The sequence below is a fragment of the Rhodococcus sp. JCM 9793 genome (assembly GCF_055380405.1).
The window spans coordinates 1,842,256-1,866,306 of the sequence record NZ_AP043721.1; the positions used below are offsets into that span (position 1 = coordinate 1,842,256).

Here is a 24,051-nt window from a genome sequence, read left to right on the forward strand (position 1 = left end):
ATGTGTTTTTGTCGGGTGAGGCGAGGGAGCGTGGTGCAACTACTTCCGCTGTCCCCAAGCCAGCGGGGGCTGTGGTACGCCCAGGTATTGAATCCGGACGTGCCCTTTATTACTGCTCAGTACTTGGAGTTTCGGGGCAGTCTCGATCACGGTCTCGTGACCGAGGCGATGCTGCAGGCTGCGCGCGATGTGGAATCTGGCTTCCTCTTTCTCGCTGACGGAGACGGTATTCCCGAGCAATTCGTCGACATCGAATATGTCGATGATGTCCCATATGTCGATTGTCGCGAATTCGATGATCCGGAAGCGGCTGCGCATCGTTGGATGACTGCGCGCTTCTCGGCGCCGCTCGACCCCCTCGGCGACCGACTTATTGCAAGCACCCTGCTGCACATTGCCGACAATCGGTATTTCCTGTCGAGCTACGTCCACCACATTGCGCTCGACGGCCACGGGGCCATGATCCTGTTGAGCCGGGCCGCGGAGCTGTACTCGGCGTGGATCGCGGGTGAAGGGACGCCGCCGGTCACGTCATTGCCGATCGAGAAGATCATCGAGTTCGAAACCACCTATGTGGGATCGAAGCGGCAGGCAGGTGACCGCGAGCATTGGGCCCAGCGCCTTACAGATCTTCCCGAGCCACTCTCACTGATCGGCGACGTCGCGCCCCCTACAGTCCCCGCGAGGCGATCAGGAACTGCCGTCACCTCCGGGCTCTCTGAGGCGATCACAGCACGGGGGCAGGAAGTGAATGCCACTGAGGTGCCGATCGTGCTCGCCGGGTTCGCAGCGTTCTTGGCTCGCACTCGGAGCACCACCGATGTGGTGCTGTCGCTCCCCGTATCGGCGCGCACCACCGCTGCCCTGAGACGCTCTGCGGGTGTCATATCCAACGTGGTGCCGCTGCGTGTGCGGCTGGATCTGTCGGCGCCGGGAACCGACCTGATTCGCGACGTCCAGGTGGAAATGAACGGCGCGCTGCGTCATCAGCGATACTCCTACGCCGACATGCTCGCCGATCTGCGCGCACTCGGTCGCGAACACACCGAGACGCGCAATGCTTTCGGGCCCGTCGTCAACATCATGAATTTCCACCGGCCGATCGTCTACGGCGACGTGCCTGCCGACTACCACGTGCAGTCCACTGGCCCCGTCGACGACCTGTCGATGAACGTGTACGCGGGAATTCCGGGTAAGACCCTCCGCGTCGACTTCGAAGCCAACCCCAACCTGTACACGCAGGACTACCTCGATTTCCTGCACCGCAGGTTCCTCGATTTCCTCCTGCATTTCGTCAGCGACCCGTCGGCGCCCGTGGGCGACCTGCCGTTCGCCACCGCCGACGAACTCGCCGGCTTCACCCCGTCACGCGGCAACGAGGCGCCCACGCCGGCGGTGCTGCCCGACCTGCTTGCCGCACACGCACAGACGTATCGCGTGGCAGTGCGAGACCGCGGCGAAGCACTCACCTACCGCGAGCTCGACGGCCGCTCCGACGAATTGGCCCATCGCCTCGTCGCCGCCGGTGCCGGCCCCGAAGATCGCGTCGCGGTGCTGCTGCCCCGCTCGATCGACTCCGTGATCGCGCTGTGGGCCGTCGCGAAGACCGGCGCCGCCTACACCCCGATCGACCCCGAACTTCCCGAGCTCCGCCTCGCCGAACTTCTCGCCGATGTGCAGGTGGCTGTCGTGGGCGAGCACCCGGAACTGCCCGAGCACCTCACCCGCGTCGCGCCCACCTCCGACAATGAGTCGCCGGAGAAGTTCACCGCCGAGCACCGGCTGCGCCCGCTGCATCTCGACAACCCCGCGTGGGTGATCTACACGTCCGGCTCCACCGGCACACCGAAGGCCGTCGCCGTCGGGCACCGGGGGATCGCTGCGCTGGTGACCACGCTGCGCGACCGCTACAGCGCCGACGCGAACTCGCGCGTGCTGCACCTCGCCGCACCCAGCTTCGACGCATCGATCCAAGAACTGCTGCTCGCCTTCGACTCCGGTGCCACCGTCGTCATCTGCCCACCCGACGCCGTCGGTGGCCCCGCCCTCGCGACACTGCTGCGCGCCGAACGCGTCACCCACGCCATCACCGCGCCCGCCGTCCTCGCCGTCACCCCCGAACACGGGTTGCCCGATCTGACGATGCTCGATGCCGGTGGTGAATCACTGCCGCAGGCCGTCGCCGACCGCTGGTCGCCGGGCCGCACCATGCTCAACGCCTACGGGCCGACGGAAACCACCGTCCTCGCAACGCTGAGCGCACCGCTCGAACCCGGAGCCGGTGTTCCCATCGGGCGACCCATCGACGGTATGACCGCAATGGTCCTCGATTCCCGCCTGCACCCGGTGCCCGTCGGAGTGTCCGGCGAGCTGTACCTCGGGGGAGATGCCGTGGCCCGCGGCTACCTCGGCGCACCGGCACTCACCGCCGAACGCTTCATTGCGTCGCCGTTCGGTGGTCGCATGTATCGCACGGGCGACGTGGTGCGCTGGCATTCCAACGGGCAGCTCATCTTCCTGGGCCGCGCTGATCAGCAGGTGAAGATCCGTGGCCGCCGCATCGAGCTCGGCGAAATCGAAACGGCCCTCACCTCGTTCGCCGCCGTGCGCGCCGCCACCGTCGTGGTGCGCGGCGGGCACCTCGCCGCGTATGTGGTGGGTGAGGTGGATACAGCCGATCTGACCATCCACCTCGCCGAACAACTTCCCGGCTACCTGCGGCCCAGATCGATCACCGTGCTCGATGCCCTGCCGCTCACCCCGGGCGGCAAGGTCGACCACCGCGAACTGCCCGCCCCGGTGGCGGCTTCCGCCGGGTCGAAGCCGCTGAGCGGGCCCACCGAAACCCTCGTCGCCCGACTGTTCGCCGACCTCACCGCCGCCGACAATGTGGGCGGCGACGCCGACTTCTTCGAACTCGGCGGCCACTCGCTCGGCGCTGCGCAGCTCGCCGCGCGCCTCGGCGCCGCGCTCGGCCGCGACGTGCAGCTCCGCGACGTGTTCGAGCATCCCACCGTCGCCCGGCTCGCCGCCGCAGCCGAGGCACGCCCGCTCGCCGCATCGGCGCCGGTCGCGCTAGCCGAGACCGGACCGGCTCCGCTGGCCCCGGCCCAGCAACGACTGCTGCTGCTTGCCCGCGCGCACGGCGACCCCGCCGCCTACCACCTGCCGTTCGCCCTGCATCTCGACGGCGCACTCGACGTGCCGGCGCTGCAGGCCGCGCTCACCGATGTGCTCGGTCGCCACGACATCCTCCGCAGCGTCTTCCTGACGACGAGCGACGGGCCCGTGCAGCAGGTGCTCGAAATCGACAGCGCTGTGGATACGTTCGACGTCGAGGTTGTCGGCGAGGACGACGTCGACACGCTGATCGGACAGTGGGCTGCCGCACCGTTCGACCTCACCGAAGACATCCCGTTCCGTGTGCGACTGTTCCGCGTGGCCGACGATCGGCACGTGCTCGCCGTGGTCGCCCACCACATCGCACTCGACGGTGCGTCGTTCGTGCCGCTCACCACCGACGTCGCCACCGCGTACGCCGCGCGCGTCGAAGGGCAGACTCCCGCGTGGGCGCCGCTACCACTGCAGTACCGCGACTACGCCCGCTGGCACCGCGATCGGCTCGGCAACGCCGCTGATCCCGCGAGCCTCGCCAGTCGCGAACTCGAACATTGGCGCACCGTGCTCGCCGGGCTCGGCTCCGCAGCACCGCTACCCACCGACCGTCCCCGCAACGGCGGATTCGGCCCGGCCGCGGCAGCGGAGTTCACGGTGCCCGCCGAGCAAGTCGATGCCCTGCGCTCGATCGCCGCCGCCCAGGACGCCACGGTGTTCATGGCCGTGCACGCCGCCGTCGCGGTGTGGTTGTCGGCGTGGACGTCCGTCCGCGACATTGCCATCGGCACAGGCACGGCCGGTCGCGATCACCCCGACCTCGACGCACTCGTCGGCATGTTCGTCGGCACCGTCGCACTGCGCCTCGACGTCGACCCCGCCGCGCCCTTCACCTCGCTGCTCACCGCCGCCCGCGACACCGACCTCGACGCGTTCGCCCACGCCACGGTGCCGTTCGAGCAGGTCGTCGACGCACTCGGATTCAGCCCGTTCAGCGTGATGCTCGCGTACGATAACGTCGACGTCCCCGACCTCGAACTTCCGGGCCTCACCGTGCGGGCACAGGAAATCGGCTCGGCTCGCGCACGGTTCGACCTCGAGATCTCGATGCGCGCCATGCAAGATGGATCGCTGACGGGCCGGCTCTTCTACGACACGACACTGTTCGACCACACGACCATCACCACGTGGTCGGAACGTCTCAACACGGTGTTCGAGCACGTCGCGCAGCACCCTACCCGGCCGGTGAGCGACGTCGACCTCGGTGCTGTTCCGGTGACGGTCGCCGAATCCGGACCCGAAGCGACCTTCGCCGAGATCATCGAACGATCCGCGGCGCGCGTCGTCGAACCCGGCGGCGAACCGCTCCGCATCGCGACTGCCGCCCGGCCGCTGGCGTGGTCGCTGCTCGACAGGGGTGTGGGAGCCGAAGACCGCGTTGCGGTGATGGTGCCGCGCTCGTCTGCCTCGGTGATCGCGGCCGCAGCGGTAACCCTCACCGGTGCTGCGTTCGTGCCCGTCGACCCTGCTCAGCCTGCCGCGCGAATCATCGCTCTGCTCACCGACTCCGGCGTCCGGTACGCCATCGCCGGCCCCGACGTGCCTGTGCCGTCGGGAGTGGAAATCGTGCCGTTCACGCTCGACGGCGACACCCGTGAGATCACCGACGCCGACCGCGCGCGTCCGGTGCATCTCGACAATCTCGCTTACCTCGTTTACACATCCGGGTCGACGGGTAAGCCGAAGGGCGTGGCGGTCGCGCACCGCGGACTCGGGCCGCTCGCACAGTCGTTCGTCGAACGTTTCGCACTCCACGACGACGCCCGCATCCTGCACTTCGCGAACCCCGCCTTCGACGGCGCCGTCCTCGAACAGGTGATGGCGCTGACGGCGGGCGGAACTCTTGTGGTGGCACCGCCCGATCTGTTCGGCGGCGACGAGCTACTCGAACTGCTTCGTGGTGAACGCATCACGCACTGGTTCACCACGCCGTCGGTGCCCACCCAGCTCGACCCGGCCGGACTCGACCACCTCGAAGTCCTCGCCGTGGGTGGCGAGATGTGGCCGGACGAGACCGCGGCGCGGTGGTCGCCCGGCCGCGCCATGCTGAATGTGTACGGGCCCACCGAAACCACGGTGATCGCCACCTCCAGCACACCGCTGCAACCCGGCGCCAAGCTCACCATCGGCACCGGGCTCGTCGGAGTCACCGCGGCGGTGCTCGATCACTGCCTCCGGCCCGTGCCCGACGGCGTGACCGGCGAGCTGTATCTCATGGGGCAGGGCGTGGCCCGCGGCTATCTCGACGCCCCTGCCCTCACCGCGGAGCGTTTCGTCGCGGATCCGTTCGGTGGTGGACGCATGTACCGCACGGGCGACCTCGTGCGCTGGACCCGCGACCACGCCCTCGAATTCGTGGGTCGCGCCGACCATCAGGTCAAGATCCGCGGTTTCCGCATCGAACTCGGCGAAATCGACACCGTCCTGCACGACCACCCGGACGTGCGCACCGCCGTCACCCTGGTTCGTGAGTACACAGCCCGGGACAGCGCGCTCGCCGCCTACGTGCACAGCCCCGACACGCAGCTCGACGGACGCGCGATCCGCGACTGGCTCGCCTCGCGCCTGCCGCGACACATGGTGCCCGCCACCGTCACCGTGCTCGACGCGGTGCCGCTCACCAGCACCGGCAAGATCGACCGTGCCGCGCTGCCCGATCCCACAGGTGAATCCACCGCTCATCAGGGGTTCCGGAGCGTCACCGAAGAACTCGTCGCGGGGATCGTCGCCGACGTGCTGGGCGTGCCTGCCGTCTCGGGCGACGACGACTTCTTCGCGGTCGGCGGGAACTCGCTCCTGGCCACCACCCTCGCGGCCCGCCTCGGCGCGGTCGCGGCGCGACGCGTGGGTGTGCGCGACGTGTTCGAGAACCCGACCGTCGCCGATCTCGCACGCGCGCTCGGCTCCTCGGGCGCGGTCGCCGACATCCCGCTCGTCCACAGTGACGACACCGGACACGCCGACAACTCGGGCGACGCACCGCTCGCCCCCGCTCAGCAGCGCATGTGGCTCGTCAACCGGTTCGACGTTGCCGCCGAGACGGACGGCGGCGACCACATCGCGTTCGCCGTCGACCTTCCGCGAGACACCGACCTCGACGCCCTCCGCGGCGCGTTCGCCGACGTCATCACCCGGCACGAGACATTGCGCACCATCTACCCCGACAGCGGCGACGGCCCGCGTCAGCACCTGCTCGACACCGTGGAACTCGACCTCACACCGGTCGACGCACCCGCCGACCTCGACGATCGGATGACCGAGTTCGCGCGCAGACGTTACGATCTCACCTCCGACGCACCCCTCCGTGCCGCGCTCTACCGCACCACCGACGGGTTCACGCTCGCTGTGGTGCTCCACCACATTGCAGTCGACGGTTTGTCGCTGCTCCCACTCGGACGCGACGCCGCGACCGCATATGCTGATCGGCGAGCCGGCGAGACCCCCGACCTCGCCGGCTCGCCGGTATCCTTCCGCGATTACGCGCGGTGGCACACAGCGGTTCTCGGCGACGAGACCGATCCCCGCAGCCTCGCCGCGACACAACTCGCGCATTGGAAGCAGACGCTCGCCGGCGCCCCGCCGCTGCTGGAGCTGCCCACCGACCACCCGCGCAGCAACATCACCACCGGTACCACCGCGCAGGTCGCGTTCACCGTGCCCGCCGAAGTGCACGCCGCCATCGACAAACTCGCCCGCGCCAACGACGTCACCCCGTTCATGGTGGTGCACGCCGCGTTCGCGACGCTGCTGCATGCGCTCGCCGCCACCGACGACATCGTCATCGGCGCCCCCGTCTCGGGCCGCACCGACGCCGCGCTCGACGACATGGTGGGCATGTTCGTCGGCACCGTCCCACTGCGCCTGTCCGTGCAGCCGCGCCACAGCTTCACCGACCTGCTCGCCGAGGCTCGCCGCGTGGATCTCGACGCGTTCGCTCACTCCGACGTCCCGTTCGACCGCATCGTCGACGCAGTGGGTGCGAGCACCAGCGGACACCACCCGGTATTCCAGGTGATCCTCGCCTACGAGAGCTTCGGCATCGACACCTTCACCGTGCCCGGCGCTACGGTGCGTGAGCTGCCGTCCGGCGCTGCGCGAGTAGACCTCGAACTCAACATTCGCGATCACCGCACCGACGCAGGCACACCCGCCGGACTCGCCGGAACCTTCACGTATCCAGCGGAAATGTTCGAAGCAGGCACCTTGATCGAATGGGCCGAGTGGCTTGGGGTTACTCTCGACTCGGTTACCGCGGATCCGGCAGCGCCGGTGGGCGGTATTCCATTGCGTGGCGCCGGCCACACCCCCGTCGGCGTCACGCTCCCCCCGGTGGCCACCTCACCCATCGAGCTCGTCGCGGCACGCGTCGCCGACGATGCCGAAGCGATCGCCGTGTCCGACGCAGGTGAGTCCCTCACCTACGGGCAGTTGTGGTCGCGGTCCGGTGGCCTCGCCGCGATACTTCGCGAGCGGGGGATCGGCACCGACGACGTGGTGGCAGTGGCGTTGCCGCGATCGCTCGATCTCGTCGTCGCGATCCTCGCCGTCGCACGCGCCGGGGCGACGTACCTGCCGGTCGATGTCACCCACCCCGCGGCGCGCCTGCAGGCACTCTTCGGCGACGCGTCGCCGTCGGTTGTGCTCGCCGAGAGCAGCTTCGACTCGCCCGTGCCCGTACTGCACCTCGACGACCCGGAGATCGCCGCCCGCATCGACGACGGCGCCGACTTCGACACGACGATCCCCACCGACAGCGGCGCCTACCTGATCCACACGTCCGGCTCCACGGGCACCCCGAAGGGCGTGCTCGTCACCCACTGCAACCTCGCGACCCTGCTCGCCGCCACCACGTTCGACTTCGGTTGCGTCCCCAGCGACGTGTGGACACTGTTCCACTCGCCGGCCTTCGACTTCTCGGTGTGGGAGATGTGGGGAGCGCTGTCCACGGGCGCGCGCCTCGTCGTGATCGACCACCACACCGTCCGCGACCCCGCGGCATTCGCCGAACTTCTCGGCCGCGAGCACGTCACGGTACTCAACCAGACCCCGCGCGCCTTCTACCAACTCGCCGACCTCGACGTGAGGGTGCCCGATCTGCGGCTCGTGATCTTCGGCGGCGAAGCACTCGACCCGACGCGCGTGACGCCGTGGGCGCGACGACACCCGCACGTGCACGTCGTCAACATGTTCGGCATCACCGAAACCACCGTGCACGTCACCGCCGGGGAAGCCACCGCCACCGGTATAGGCACCCCGATCCCGGGGATGGGCATCGACGTCCTCGACGTGTCGCTGCGGCCGGCACTGCCCGGCGCGATCGGCGAAATGTATGTCACCGGACACCAACTGGCCCGCGGCTACCGCGGCCGGGCCGGCCTCACCGCAGCCCGGTTCGTCGCTGCACCCGGCGGCGCCCGCCGCTACCGCACCGGTGATCTCGCCCGCCGCGACCGCTCCGGCGAATTACGTTATCTGGGCCGCGCCGACCATCAGATCGAGCTGCGTGGCTACCGCATCGAACCCGGCGAGATCGAGGCCGCACTTCTCGCATGCGACGGCGTCACCCAGGCCGCGGTGCTGCTGCGCGGCGACACGCTCGTCGCCTATCTCGTGGGCGGCGACAGTACCGCTGCGCTGGACGAACTGCGCCGCACTCTGCCCGACTACCTCGTGCCCGCAGCCGCTGTGCCGCTGGATGCGTTGCCGCGCACCGCCAACGGCAAACTCGACCGCGATGCCCTGCCGATGCCCGAGATCACGAGCGCGGGGGGAGTGGCGCCGCACGGGCCCGTCGAAGAACTGGTCGCCGAGATCGTCATCGATCTCCTCGGCGTCGGTGCCGTCCACAGTGCCGTGACACTCTCTGCGACCGACGACTTCTTCCACCTCGGCGGCAACTCGCTGCTCGCCACCCGTCTCGCCGGGCGACTCACCGACATCACCGACGTCGACGTCACCGTCCGCGACATCTTCGACGCCCGCACCGTCACCGCGCTCGCCGCGATCATCGCGGAGCGCACCGGAGTCGGACGCTCGCGTCCGCCGCTGGTCGCGGGAGACGGTCCCGCCCCGATGCCTGCAGCGCAGCAGCGTCTGTGGTTCCTCAACCGCTTCGACCCGGACTCACCCGGCTACAACATGCCGTTCGCGGTGCAGCTCGACGGTGATCTCGACGTCGATGCCCTCGCCGCCGCCCTGACCGATCTCGTCGAACGACACCGCACGCTGCGCACCGTGTATCCCGCCGCGACCGAGCAGGTGGTGCTGCCCACCGAACCCGTCGTCCTCCAGCCGATTGCCGTCCCCGACGATGCTCTCGGTGAGTTCGTCGCCGAATTCGCCTCTGCCGGGTACGATCTCACCACCGACCGCCCGCTGCGTACTCGGCTGTACCGGACGGCACCCACGCGGCACGTACTCGCGGTGGTGCTGCACCACATCGCCGCCGACGGATGGTCGCTGACCCCGCTGCTGCGCGACCTCACCGTCGCCTACGACGCGCGCCGCACGGGAACGGCACCGGCGTGGCTGCCGCTGCCCGTGCAGTACAGCGACTATGCGCGACGTCAACACGCCATCGCCGACGAACAACTCCCGTTCTGGCTCGGCGTCCTCGCCGACCTGCCCGAGGAAACGACACTGCCCGGCGACCGGCCGCGCCCGTCGGATCCCACCGGGCACGCCGCCGCGCACGTCGTGTCGCTCGACGCCGAACTGGTCGGCGGCCTGCACGACCTCGCCCGCACCGGACACGCGACGCTGTTCATGGTGCTGCACGCCGCACTCGCGACCCTGCTTCAGCGACACGGCGCCGGACGCGACATCCCCATCGGTACCGTCGTCTCCGGTCGCGGCGAACCCCAGCTCGACGACCTCGTCGGCATGTTCGTCGGCACGCACGTGCTGCGCACCGACGTGAACCCCGATGCGACGTTCACCGAGTTCCTCGAGCAGGTACGCGTCCGTGACGTCGCCGCCTACATGCATCCCGATGCGCCGTTCGAGACGCTCGTCGAGCACCTCAACCCCGTACGCAGCGCGGCGCGTCACCCGCTGTTCCAGGTGTCGCTGTCGCTGAACAGGCCCGCCCCAGGCACCGCAGAACTGCCGGGCGTGGATGTGTCGGTGCTGCCCGTCGACACCCGCTACACCCAGCTCGATCTACAGGTCACCGCCACTCCCACCGACACCGGACTCGAGCTCGAATTCTTCTACAGCACAGACCTGTACGACGAGGCGACCATCGCCGCTGCCGCCGGCCGGTACGCCGCGATCCTGCGTGCAGCCGTCACCGACCCGCAGATCCGCCTCGGCGACATCGACCTCATCGCCGGACAGAACCCCGTCGTGGAAGGCCGCTTCGCCGCGTCGACCCGGTCGCTGCGGCAGCGCCTCGCCGCCGGCGCCGACTTCGGCGGCGACAACCTGGCCGTGCGCGACGGCGACCGCGAACTGACGTACCCCGAACTCGTCTTCTACGCCGACGATCTCGCCGCGCGCCTGCAGGACGAGGGTGTGCAACCCGGCGATGCGGTGGCCTGTGCGTTGCCGCGGTCGCTGGAATCGGTGCTCGCCGTGTGGGGTGTCGTGCGCGCCGGGGCCGCCCCGATGCTCGTCGACCCCGCCCAGCCCACCGCGCGCCTCGCCGCGATGCTCGACGGCGTGGCCGTCGGTGTGGGTGAGAGCGACACCCTGCCCGACACCGTGACGTGGGTGCCTGTCGACAACGGCACCGACTTCGATCCCGTCCCGGTGTTCGAACCGGCACCCGATTCGCCCGCCTACTACGTGTTCACCTCCGGCACATCCGGAAACCCCAAGGGTGTCACCATCACCCAGCGTGGTGTGAGCGCGTTCGCCGACGACATCGCCCAGGATCTCGCCGCGGCTCCCGGCGATCGTGTGCTGCATGTGGCCGCACCCAGCTTCGACGCGGCGATGCTCGAGATCCTCACCGCCGGCATCGCCGGTGCGACGCTGATCGTGGCCGACGCCGACAGCTACGGCGGCACCGCCCTCGGCGACCTCCTCGACCGCGACGCCATCACCCACGCGGTGATGACGCCGTCCACCCTCGCGACCGTGCCGCCCCGCGACCTGCCGCACCTGCGGGTGCTCGTGCTCGGCGGCGACCGGCTCACGTCCGCGCTCGTCGACCGCTGGTCGCCGGGGCGCACCCTGATCAACAGCTACGGCCCCGCCGAAACCACCATGTTCGTCACCAACTCGCAGCCGCTGCACTCGGGCGACGACATCGTGATCGGCGTGCCCGTGCGCGCGTCGTCGCTGGTTGTGCTCGACGACCGGCTGCGGCCCGTGCCCATCGGCGTGATCGGCGAACTGTATGTGGGCGGCGGACGACTCGCCACCGGCTACCGCGGCGCCCCGGCCCGCACCGCCGAACGCTTCGTCGCCGCACCCGACGGCACCCGCCGTTACCGCACCGGCGACCTCGTGCGGTGGCGCCGCGACGGCAGCCTCGAATTCCACGGCCGCAGCGACAGCCAGTTCAAGCTGCGCGGTGTGCGCATCGAACCCGGCGAGATCGACGCGGCGCTGGCGGCGTTGGGCGAGGTCGATCGTTCTGTCACGTTGCCGCGCAACGGGGTTCTCACGTCGTATGTGACGCCGTCGTCTGTCGATGTCGAGCCGGTGCGATCCCGGTTGCGGGCTCTGCTGCCCGCGCATCTCGTGCCCGCTCACATCGTGCCTCTCGAGACGATCCCGCTCACCGCACACGGCAAGATCGATGTGGCGGCGCTGCCGGCCGCGTCGACGGGTGGGTCGTCGGGTTCGTCGGAGCCGCTGACCGTCACCGAGATCACGGTCGCGCGGATCCTGGCGGAACTGCTCGGCCGCGACACGGTGGGGCACGAAGGGGTGGGAAACAACACGGTGGGGCGCGACGATGACTTCTTCGGCATCGGCGGCAACTCCCTGCTCGCGACCGTGCTCGTCGGACGGCTGCGCGACGAGACCGGTGTGAGTGTGTCGCTGCGGACGCTGTTCACCCACCCGACCGTCGAGGCGCTCGCCGCGGTGATCGACGCCGGTGGATCGGAACGTGAGGACGGGCCGGTCGCGGTGTCGCCGCGACCCGACCGCATCCCGCTCAGCCGCGCCCAGCGTCGCCTGTGGGGTCTGGGCACTCTCGCCCCCGGGGCATACCGTCTGCACAGCACCGTGCACTTGCGCGGACCGCTCGACGTGCTCGCACTCGAAGAAGCCCTCGACGACGTGACACAGCGCCACGAGATCCTGCGCACCGACTACGTCGTCGACGGCGACGGTGTGCACCAGGTGGTGACCGGTCGCGGTCGGTGGTCGAGCCGGCTCGAACCGGTCGCGGAGAACCTGCACGTGCTGCATCTCGACGTCGATCACTCCATCGCCGACGGTGCATCGCTGCGGCCGCTGTTGCGTGACCTCACCGTCGCCTACCTGGCACGCGTCGCGGGGGAGGCGCCGGGGTGGCAGCCGCTGCCGCTGCAGTACGCCGACTACGCACTGTGGGAGCAGGAACGCGGGGTATCGGAAGTTGATGTGGCGCACTGGAAGCGTGCGCTCGACGGTCTCGTCGTCACCGAGCTGCCCGTCGACCACACCGGCGCAGAGGGCCTGGCACAGCGCCTCGACTTCGAAATTCCCGTCGACGTACGCGACCGTGTCGCGGAGCTTGCGCGTGAACACGGCGCCACCGAATTCATGGTGCTGCACGCCGCGCTGTCGGTGCTGCTCGCCCGGCTCGGTGCACACGACGACGTCGCCGTCGCCGCCGTCACGGGTGGACGCCGCTGGGCGCAACTCGAAGACCTCGTCGGCCCCTTCCTCGACACTCTCGTGCTGCGGGCGCGCGTCGCAGCCGACATGCCGTTCACCGGGCTGCTCACCCAGGTCCGCGACTTCGACGTCGCCGCATTCGACCATGCTTCGGTTCCGTTCGAGCAGGTCGTCGCCGACATCCACGGCACACCGCAGGTGGCGCTGGCGCTGCAGGACTTCGGCGTGGAGCCCCTGCAAGTGGACGACCTGACTATCGAAGCGCAGGAAAGCGTCGACGACACACCGAAATTCGATCTGCAGTTCTCCCTCGCTGCTGTCTCCGGCGGCTATGCGGGAACCCTGCTGTTCGATGCCTCCCGCTTCGCCGAGCCCACCGCCGTCGAGCTGGCCGAACGCTTCGTGACGATCCTCGACGCACTCACCGCCGCACCGGATGCCGCGGTGGGTGAGGCCGAGTTCGCTGCGGCGGCCGAGCCTCTCGTCGGCGGCGCTCCCGCGACGACGCGCACCCTGAAGGAGCTGCTGCGCGCCACCGCGGCCGCGCACCCCGATCGCGAGGCACTGCACGGCGACGGGATCTCACTCACCTATCGTGAACTCGACGCACAGTCCGACGCGCTGGCCGACGAACTGCGTTCCGCCGGTGCAGGACCGGGCCGGGTCGTGCCCATCGACCTGCCCCGCAGCGTCGACTACATCCGCATGCTGTGGGCCGTCACGAAGACCGGCGCGGCGTTCACGTCGTCTGCCGGCATGGAATTCTCCGGCATGGAGGCGCAGTGCCCGCCCGACGTCGCCTACGTCGTCGCGACGTCCGGTTCCACCGGCGCCCCCAAGCGTGTCGCCGTCACACATCGCGGACTCGCACCGCTCGCCGCCGAGGTCGCCAGGCGCTACCGGGTGCACCCCGGAGACCGTGTATTGCACGGCTATTCACCCGCATTCGACGCCGCGCTGCTCGAACTACTCCTCGCGCACACGACCGGGGCGACACTGGTGGTCGCACCTCCCGACGTGTATGCGGGAGCGGATCTGCACCACCTGCTCGTCGACGAGCACATCACCCACTACCTGTCGACGCCCACCGTGCTCGGCACCCTCGATCCCGACGGGTTGCCTGCCCTGCGGGTCGTCGCGTCGGGCGGCGAATCGCTCTCGCCCGCACTGGCAGCGCGATGGGCTGCCGGCCGCACGATGCTCGACGCCTACGGGCCGAGTGAAGCGACGATCGTCTCGACCCTCGTCGAGATCACCGGCGACGCCCCTGCCGGCATCGGACGCCCCGTGCCCGGCACGGTCGCCCACATCCTCGACGGCCGCCTGCAACCGGTGCCCGACGGTGCCGTCGGCGAGCTCTACCTCGCCGGTGAAGGATTGGCTGCCGGATACCTCGATGCGCCCGCGCTCACCGCCGAGCGATTCGTCGCGGCGGCGGGCGGCACCCGTATGTACCGCACGGGCGACCTCGTGCATCGCACCGGCGAGTCACTCGCCTACCGGGGCCGCACCGACCGGCAGCTCAAGGTGCGGGGTGTGCGCATCGAACCCGGCGAGCTCGAAGCGTCGCTGCTCGCGCAACCCGATGTGCGGCACGCCGCGGTCCTCGCGCTCGGTGGCACGCTGGTGGCGTTCGTCGCGGGCCACGAACTGACCGCGCAGAATGTGCAGGCGTCGCTGTCGTTGGTGGTACCACCGCAGCGCCTGCCCGGTCGGGTGCGCATCGTGGACGCGCTGCCGCTCACTGCCAACGGCAAACTCGATGTCGCGGCGCTCGAAGAGTTCGATGCTGCGCAGGATGGCGACGATGTGGTGATCGACAGCCGCACGCTCACCGACGCCGAAGATCTCGTCGTCACCGTCGCCGAACACGTCCTCGGAGTGCGGCCGTCCGCACATCGCGGATTCTTCGCGGCGGGCGGCGACTCGCTGTCGGCCGTCGTCTTCGCCGCGCGCCTCACCGACGTATTCGGGGTGGACGTGCCCGTGCGATCGGTGCTGCACGCACCCACGCTCGCGGCGCTGGCCCAGCGCATCGGGGGTGAGGGGAGCGACGGGAGCGAGCGGAGTGCGCTGCAGCACTCCGATGTCGACGGACCCGCACCGCTTGCTCCCGCCCAGCGCCGACTGTGGTTGCTCAGCCGCGTCGACCCCGACACCACCGCGTACGTGGTGCCCGTCGTCCTCTCGCTCACCGGTGACCTCGACGTCGACGCATTGACCGCAGCGGTGGGCGACGTGATCGATCGCCACCGGATCCTGCGCACCGCACACACCGATGCCGGTCAGGTCCTGCTCGATCCTCCTGTACTCGAACACCTCTCGCGCACCGACGTCGATGCGGCGATAGCCGAGACCGTCGCGACGCCGTTCGACCTCGTCGCCGAAGCGCCGCTGCGGATCCGGTTGCTCGACGTCGAGCCCGGCAAGTGGATCCTGGCAGCCGCGGTGCATCACATCGCGTTCGACGGCGGCTCCGTCGGCCCGCTGCTCGACGACCTGTCGCGCGCCTACACCGCCCGCCTCACCGGGGGCGCACCGCAGTTCGCGGAGCTGCCCGTCACCTACGGCGACTACGCGCGCTGGCAACGCGACCTGCTCGGCGACCCCACCGATCCGACGTCGCTCGCCGCACGGCAACTCGACTACTGGGCGACGATCCTGGGCGGCGCCCCCGACAGTCCACTGCCGCTGCCCACCGACCGGCCGCGACCCGCACGCCCCACACATCGCGGTGAGCAGACCGTCGTGCACTTGGGCGCCGATCTTCACCGCCGGCTGCGCGAGACCGCACGCAGCCACGACGTGACCGTGTTCATGCTGGCCCACGCGGTGCTCGCCGTCCTGCTCGCGCGCCGCAGTGGCCGCGACGACATCACCGTCGGGACCGCGGTGGCCGGTCGCGGCGACCCGCAGCTCGAGCATCTCGTCGGTATGTTCGTCGGCACCGTGCCGCTGCGCACCGTCATCGACGCGGCCCGCCCGTTCGACGCACTGCTGCGCGACGTGCGCGCCGCCGACCTCGGTGCGTTCGCGCACGCCGACGTGCCGTTCGAAGAGGTGGTCGCGAGGGTTGCGCCGACACGCGAGCAGGCCTACCACCCGCTGTTCCAGGTGCTGCTCACCCACCGCGCCGTCGCCGGTGAGATGCTGCCGCAACTGCCCGGACTGCAGATCACCGAGGCCGACGCCGGCGCGCCGCCCGCACAGTTCGACCTGGTGCTCGAAGTCGTCGAACGCGGTGGCAGAAATGGCATCGACCACAATGGCATCGACCTGCGTCTCGTACACGCCGTCGACCTCTTCGACAGTGCCACATCCGATTCGCTGCTCGCAGACTACGTGTCGCTGCTCGGTGATGCCGTGGACCGTCCGGAGCTTCCCGTAGGCGACCTCGCTGTCCCCGCACCCGCACCGCTGTCGACGCCCGCTGTCGCACCGCGCACCCTCGTCGACCTGCTCGACGGCGCCGTCGCAGAGCATCCCGGCGCGATCGCGGTGCAGGCCGGGCACGTGGTGTGGACGTACTCGGGTATCTCCGCCCGCGCCGACGAGATCGCCGCCGACCTCGCCCGCCGCGGTGTGGGACCCGGCGACGTCGTCGCGATTTCGTCTCCGCGCGAACAGCATTGGCCGCTCGCGGTGTGGGCGGTCGCCAAGTCGGGTGCCGCGTGGGTCTCGGTGGATCCGGCGCAGCCCGCTGCGCGCATCGACGCGATCCTGCGCGACTCCGGCGCCGTCTTCGGACTCACCGTCGGTGAGCACGGCCCCGGCAACGTCACCTGGCTCGACGTCACCGCCGACCGCGACGACGTGCTCGTGCCCGCATCACCGACCGTGCGCGTCGACGACACCGTGCGCGTCGACGATGCTGCCTACCTGATCTACACCTCCGGCACCACGGGGACCCCGAAGGGCGTCGAGGTGACGCACCGCGGACTGGCCGCCCTCGTCGACCTGCAGCGCGAACGTCTCGACGCCGCGCCCGGCGCACGGGTACTGCAGGCGGCCTCCCACACGTTCGACGCCGCCGTGTTCGAACTGCTCACCGCGCACGCCCACGGCGGCACTCTGGTGATCGCGCCCGGTCACACCTTCGCCGGGGAGCCGTTGCAGCAGTTGATCGTCGATCAGCGCATCACCCACGCGAACCTCACCCCCACGGTGCTCGCGACCCTGTCGCCCGAGTTGGCGCCACTGACCCTCGTCGCGGCCGGCGAGTCGCTTCCCGCTGCGCTCGTCGACAAGTGGAGTGCGCACCGCGTGTTCAACGGATACGGCCCCACCGAACTGACCGTGGGCGTGTCTGTTGCAGGTCCGCTCCGCGGTGGTGGGAAGCCGAGCATCGGAGTCCCGGTCGCGGGTGCCACCGCCCACGTCCTCGATGCGCGGCTGCACCCCGTTCCTGCCGGCACCGTCGGGGAGTTGTATGTGAGCGGCAGCGGACTCGCTCGCGGCTACCGTAACCGAAGCGCCGATACCGCAATACGATTCGTGGCCGATCCGTTCGGTGCTCCCGGCGACCGGCTGTATCGCACGGGTGACCTGGTGCGGATCGACGCACACGGGGAGCTCGATCACGTGGGCCGCGCCGACGATCAGGTGCAGATCCACGGCATCCGCGTCGAACCCGCCGAAGTCGACGCCGTGCTCCTGTCCGACCCGCACGTCGACGCCACCGTCACCGTCCCCACCGCTGGTGTCCTCGCCGCTTACGTGCAGGGCACTGCGAGCATCGAAAGCCTGCGACGCCGCCTCGCCGCCCACCTTCCGCGCCATCTGCGACCCGCGAGCATCACCGTCGTCGACGCAATGCCGTTCACAACGTCGGGCAAGATCGACCGGGCGGCACTGCCGTCGCCGGACGCGCCCGCGGTCGAGTACGTGCCGCCGCGGGGACCGATCGCACCGACCGTGGCTGCGATCTTCGCGCGGCACCTCGACGTGCCCGTCGAGAGCGTGTCCGCCGACCGCGGGTTCTTCGATCTCGGCGGGAGTTCCATCACCGCCGTCGCGGTTGCGGGCGATCTGCGCGCCGAACTCGATCGGGACATTCCGCTCGAATGGCTCTTCACCACAACGACAGTCGACGAACTCGCGCACCACATCGAGCACGGCGAAAACGGGCCCGACGCGCTCGGGACGGTCGTCGAACTCGCCGCCGGAGACGCCGGTCCGCCGCTGTTCTGCATCCATCCCATCAGCGGACTCTCGTGGACCTACCGCGGTCTCGACGATCACCTGGGCGGACGAACCCTTTACGGTGTGCAGGCCACCGGATCGGGTGACATACCCCACAGCATCCCCGAATTCGCCGCGCGGTATATCGAAGCCATCCGTAAAGTTCGGCCCGATGGTCCCTATCACCTGCTCGGATGGTCGGTCGGTGGCACGATCGCTCACGAAATGGCTGTGCAGCTACGGGAGCGCGGCGACCAGGTGGGGGTGCTTGCACTGCTCGACACCCTGACCCCGGAAGCCCTTCCGCTCGGAGAAGCCCACGAGCCGGAATCCGACGCCGACACCCCCCAGCTCGATATCACAGCACTCGATATCGCAGCGCTGCCCGACGAACTCGTGGGCGATGTGCTCCGCCGGGCCGACGCGGCAGCAGATGCCATCGAAGCGGCCGCGCTGCGGCACACACCACGGACCTACGAGGGCGACGTCGACCTGTTCGTCGCCACCCCAGATCTCGACCGGCACCCGGATCTCGCTGCCACCTGGCAGCGGTATGTGCGCGGTCTCGTCGTCGAACACCCGGTGCCGTACACGCACTCGGAATTGACCGGCGCGGATGCTCTGCGTTCGTTCGGTCCGATTCTCGCCAGTGCGCTGGCGGATCGCGACGACCGTCCTACCGTGCCCGTTGGGTGCGCAGTAACCGCAACGAGGGAGACGCCCTGATGGAAGTACACGATTACCTGCGAATTCTGCAGGCGAGGTGGAAGATCGTCGCGGTCACGACGGTGGTCGCCGTTCTCGCCGCGCTCGGTGCGTCACTGCTCACCACGCCGCAGTACGAAGCGAAGACGCGGATGTTCGTGTCCACGTCGTCGGGTGGATCGGTCCAGGAGATCTACCAGGGCAACCTGTTCTCACAGCAGCGCGTTGCGTCGTACACCAAGCTGCTGACGGGTACGAACCTCGCCGAGCGCACCATCGACACGCTCGGACTCACCGACATCACGCCCAACGGACTGGCCGCGAAGGTCACCGCGGCGTCGGCACCCGACACCGTCCTGATCGACATGGCTGTGACCGACCCGTCGCCCGAGCGGGCACGCGACATCGCCAACGCGATGTCCGACGAGTTCGTCACCATGGTCCGTGAACTCGAGACGCCCGAGAACGGTGGTCCTCCCACAGCCCGCGTCGTGGTGGAAACCCACGCCGCGACGCCGTCGGCACCGGTGACGCCCAAGACGATGCGCAACGTTGCACTCGGCCTGGCCGTCGGCGTGCTGCTCGGCATCGCCCTCGCGGTGCTGCGCGATCGTCTCGACAACACCGTCAAGGACCGCGAGGCCATCGAGGAGATCGCCGGAGCCGGTGTGGTCGGTGTGATCCCGATGGACAAGGCGCGGCAGGAGGCGCCTGCCATCTCGTTCGTCGACGCCAACAGCGGCGACGCCGAGGCCTACCGCGAAATGCGCACCAACCTGCAGTTCCTCGAGGTCGACCATCCACCGCGCGCGATCGTGGTCACCAGTGCACTGCCCACCGAAGGTAAGACGACCACCGCGATCAACCTTGCGCTGGTGCTCACCGAGGCCGGGCATACCGTCGCGCTCGTCGAGGGAGACCTGCGTCGTCCTCGTGTGTCGAAGTATCTCGGCGTGATGGGCGGAGCCGGCCTCTCGACCGTGCTCGCGAACCAGGCGTCGATCGCCGACGTCATGCAGACCACCAAGTACGACGGTCTGTGGGTGCTCGGTGCGGGCGCGTTGCCGCCGAACCCGTCCGAGTTGCTGGGCTCCGAACACGCCCGCCATGTGCTCGAAGACCTGCGGTCGCGGTTCGATTACGTCATCATCGACGCGCCGCCGCTGCTGCCCGTGACCGACGCAGCCGTGCTCAGCACCATCACCGACGGTGCCCTGCTGATCGCGCGACACGGCAAGACCACCAAGGAACAGCTCGCCCGCGCGGTCGGCAACCTGCGTTCGGTCAACGCGACCGTGCTGGGCACGATCCTCAACATGACCCCGGCGAAGGGTCGCGGCGGATCGTACGAGTACCGGTACTACTACGAGTCGGACAAGCCCGCCGAGGGTGCTGCCAATGCCGCGCCTGTTGCACCGGTCGCGGCTCAGCCCGCTCCCGTTGCTCCGCGGGTCGTGAATCCGCCGGTTTCCCGGCGTCAGCAGGACACCGAGCCGAATCAGTATGCGACGCCCGAGCAGACTCAGGCGATGCCGTACCGGACCAGCGACGACTACCCGCGCAGTAACGGCAACGGCAACGACTCGTGGAGGGTCTCCGAGTTCCCGCAGGCACCGGCACGTCACAGCGACGAGCAGTACCCGCCGCAGGCGTACTCGGCCGCGCAGGGCTTCGGACCCAACAACGGTCATGCAACCGAGCACGAGGTGTCGCGGCCGGTGATCCAAGCACCGCGACGCCCGGTCGACGACTCAGACCCGGATTCGGGCAAGCAGGGGTAGCAACAGATCGGCGATCTCCGAACCGACCGCGACGAACGTCTCCTCGTCCTGGCCCATCGGATCGGTGATGTCCTCGGGCCCGGGCTCAGCAGTGTGCTGGGCCCGGGCCGCTGCCAATTCTGCAACGGTGGTTGCGCTACTCGCCTCCATGAGACGGGCCGCTTCCTTCAAGGTGAACGTCACGCGCATCATGCGCGGAGCCACCTCGACGACCTTGTTGCGCTGCCGTTCGCTCATGGTGATGACCATGTCGGAATCTTCCGCGAGCTGCGGTGTGATGCGCTGCGCGGTGAACCCGTCGGGGTCTCCACCGAGCTGCTGCAGCACGAGCGCTGCCGTGGGCTCCATCCCGTGCCCGACCATTGCGCGGGTACCTCCGCTGTGCGCGGTGAGATCGGTACGGCCGGCCTCGGCCGCGTATGCAGAGGTCAGGCGTTCAGCGGTTGGCGAGCGGCAAACGTTTCCGGTGCACACAAAGAAGATCCGCATTGGGCGATCGTAGGGGACGCTGCCTGACATGTCGGGTGTGGGACACCGTGATGTGGCGTTGCAAACATGTTGTATTTCGCCCGATCTGCACTGCCGGTGAAAGAAACTCCAGGTGAGCGACGGGGCGTGTCCGTTTCGTGACAGGAGCGTTGTCGTTTCGTCCGGTAAGGGTGTTTGGCGCGTCCCTCGTTTTCGCGCACACTGTGGTCATGTGGTGGATCGCAGTGGGACTGATGGCCTGGCTGGCAGTGTCGGTCGCCGTCGCATTCGCTGTGGGCGCATTCCTTCGGGTGGCCGAGCGTGAAGAACAGCTCGTCGAATTGCAGCGTGATCAACGCGATCACGCACAGCCGCCCCTTCTGAACTGAACATCCGCATTCATGAAAAAGGGGACATTCCGGTTCTTCCCGGCGTGCGAGCCCTTTCGTCGCGACACGGATCGTTACCTGCGATAACGTGCAGATGAAGCTGTGCCTGACAGAGGTCGGTTTCGCGTGCCGCTCACGACGAGGGCGCACCAGAAAATTTCGGGGAGGAAATTTATGAATTCTGTCGCCAAGAAAGCTGCCCTCACTGCCGCCGGTGCCGCTGCGCTGGCCTTCGCCGTTCCGGGTGTCGCATCCGCTGCCGGCCCCAACGTCTCCGCTTCCGCGGACGACACGTCGATCACGGTCGATTTCGACCTGCCGCAGGATTCCGTCGAGCTCGGCGCCACCTGCGTCACCTACGTCCTCGAGCCGGGCACCGTCGACACCGCGGCCCCGTCGGGCCGCATCGACAACCAGCCCGCCGGCACCAAGTTCTCGGTGAAGAACACCCAGACCTCGTCGGCCACCTACGTTAAGGACGGCGCACCCGCGCAGACCGGTGCTCGCGCGCTGACGCCGGGCACCTACGAGGTCTACTGGGGTTGCCAGGACGCCGCGGGCGCCACCTACGACAACATCTTCGACGCGTCGGGCCGCCCGTTCGCGAAGGAGCCCATCACCGTGACCGTCGGTGGCGGCGAGGCTGCGCCTGCCGAGGGTGCGCCGGCTCCCGCCCCCGAGGCCGCTCCGGCTCAGGCGGGGCCCGTCTCCGATGAGCCGGTGACGACGCCGGAACCGCCCCTGGACGAACTGCCCATCGATCCGATCCAGTGGTTCCTGGACTTCATTCGCGACCTGCTCGCACCTCAGTCCTCACAGCCGTGAGGTGAGCCCGTAGCTCCGGTGGCGCCTCCATCCAGAGGCGCCGCCGGACCGCTACGAGACGGTTTGGCAGAGCTCGATTCCAGAGCTATAGTGACGACGGTCACTCACACGGGGTGGTTGTGACCTGCGTCCGCCGGGCAAGCCGGCGTCGAATGCGACGAGGATTGACTTGAGTACCTGCACCACCGATTCAACGTTCGACAGCTCCGCCACACCGGGGAGCACCGAGTGGATCAAAGCCCACATCGCGCGGATGGATGAAGACGTTCAGGGCGATGACAGGGTAGTAGACCGACGCAACTGACATCATCCGCGTGCTGCGAAGTCAGCCGCGCGTTGTCTTCAGCGCGCGGCTGTCCGTAGCGGAAGTGTTCGGAGGCTCGATGACCGGTGTCCCCGGTTTCGACGATCTCGATGTCGACCAGCTGTCGGCCCGCGCGGGAGCGAAGTGGGCGCAAGCGACAGCAGAGGGGTTGATCCCTTCCTGGGTCGCCGACATGGATTTTCCTGTAGCGCCGGAGGTGCGGCGCGCACTGTGTGAACGGATCGAAAGCAGCGACCTCGGATACCCCGACTGGTTCCGCGGAACACCGCTGCGCGCAGAATTCTCCCGGCGGATGGCCTCGCGATACGGGTGGGAACCCGATCCGGATGCGGTACGCGAGCAGACCGACCTCATTCAGGCATTGCAGATCGTCCTGCATCTCGCCACCACCCGCGGCGACTCCGTCGCGATCCAGACCCCGAATTACCCACCGTTCCTCTCGACGCTGCGACGAATGGGTTTGCAGCAGATCGACTTTCCGTTCGTCGACACCGGTAGCGGATGGGCACTCGACTTCGACACCTTCGAGCGGTCGGTCGCGCGGTATCGTCCCCGCGTCCTGATCCTGGTGAACCCGCACAACCCGACCGGACGCGTGCACACCCGCGACGAACTCGAGCGCATCGCCGACATCGCCGAGCGATTCGACATTCTCGTCGTCAGCGACGAAATCCACGCAGAGCTGATCTACGAGCCGCACCGGCACATTCCCTTCGCGTCGCTCGGGCCCGAAGTTGCCGCGCGGACGGTAACGATCACGTCGGCGAGCAAGGCCTTCAATCTGGCCGGACTACGCTGCGCCGTAGTGCATTACGGACCGACAGGGTTGCTGTCCCGACGCGACGGCGAACCGTTCGATCTGTACGGGACGGTCTCGGTTCCGGGAGTGGTCGCGACCCTGGCCGCATGGCAGCACGGCGACGCATGGCAGACCGATCTGATCCGAGTACTCGATCGCAACCGCCGGCGTGTCCACGACAGACTCGGGGCCGAGGTTCCCGCCGCGCGACACCACCTTCCCGAGGCAACATACCTGTCGTGGGTCGACGCCGGTGCGCTCGGCGTCGAAGATCCGGTTGCTCGCGTGGGCGAACGCGGCGGAATTCTCGTCGAAGGCGGCCAGCGATTCGGGCGCGACTACCGAAGCCACGTGCGGATCAACTTCGCAACGTCGGAAGCGCTCCTCGGGAGGATCCTCGACGGTGTGACCGCGGGGCTGACGGAAGGCGGGCGCAGGAAAGCCCCGCCGGCGAATTGAGGGGGGAGGAGCCAGCGGGGCTCTGCGCTGCATCTCCTGTGTCGGGGAGGACTTCAGGGAGATACGGCCACGCGAAGTGGCCGTTGGCAAGTCTATGTGAGCATCGCTGAATCGTCCAGAACCGATACCGAACAGTGATGTAACGCTGAGGCATAGGCAAGCCTA

Annotated in this window: 6 protein-coding genes; 5 read left to right on the forward strand and 1 reads right to left on the reverse strand. The window is 68.8% G+C overall.

Translation table 11 applies throughout. The features are described 5' to 3' along the window. Both ACZ46K_RS10860 and ACZ46K_RS10865 read left to right on the forward strand, forming a co-directional pair. The gene (locus ACZ46K_RS10860; protein ID WP_464748179.1) at positions 1-18,861 is read left to right on the forward strand and encodes a non-ribosomal peptide synthetase; all 18,861 of its coding nucleotides are present in this window, start codon (positions 1-3) and stop codon (positions 18,859-18,861) included. Further along, positions 18,861-20,621 carry a tyrosine-protein kinase domain-containing protein gene (locus tag ACZ46K_RS10865; RefSeq protein ID WP_054807432.1) on the forward strand — a complete coding sequence of 587 codons (1,761 nt, stop codon included), beginning with the start codon at positions 18,861-18,863 and terminating at the stop codon, positions 20,619-20,621. The genes ACZ46K_RS10860 and ACZ46K_RS10865 overlap by 1 nt, the downstream gene beginning before the upstream one ends. Here the strand turns inward: ACZ46K_RS10865 and ACZ46K_RS10870 are convergent. Next, entirely contained in the window at positions 20,592-21,110 is a 519-nt protein-coding gene (locus ACZ46K_RS10870; RefSeq protein ID WP_054807431.1) for an arsenate reductase/protein-tyrosine-phosphatase family protein, read from the reverse strand. The two genes, ACZ46K_RS10865 and ACZ46K_RS10870, sit on opposite strands and share 30 nt — an antisense overlap. Positions 21,111-21,319: 209 nt before the next feature. On the opposite strand from ACZ46K_RS10870, the gene ACZ46K_RS10875 reads away from it, so the two are divergent. From ACZ46K_RS10875 to ACZ46K_RS10885, 3 genes are all read left to right on the forward strand, one after another. After that, positions 21,320-21,478 (forward strand): hypothetical protein, encoded by a 159-nt coding sequence (locus ACZ46K_RS10875; RefSeq protein ID WP_464748181.1) that lies wholly within the window; start codon positions 21,320-21,322, stop codon positions 21,476-21,478. A gap of 174 nt (positions 21,479-21,652) precedes the next feature. Further along, positions 21,653-22,303: a hypothetical protein gene (locus ACZ46K_RS10880; protein WP_464748183.1), complete on the forward strand. Its 651-nt coding sequence runs from the start codon at positions 21,653-21,655 to the stop codon at positions 22,301-22,303. A 383-nt stretch (positions 22,304-22,686) separates the two neighbouring features. Further along, positions 22,687-23,886: a MalY/PatB family protein gene (locus tag ACZ46K_RS10885; protein ID WP_054807610.1), complete on the forward strand. Its 1,200-nt coding sequence runs from the start codon at positions 22,687-22,689 to the stop codon at positions 23,884-23,886. Positions 23,887-24,051: the final 165 nt, after the last annotated feature.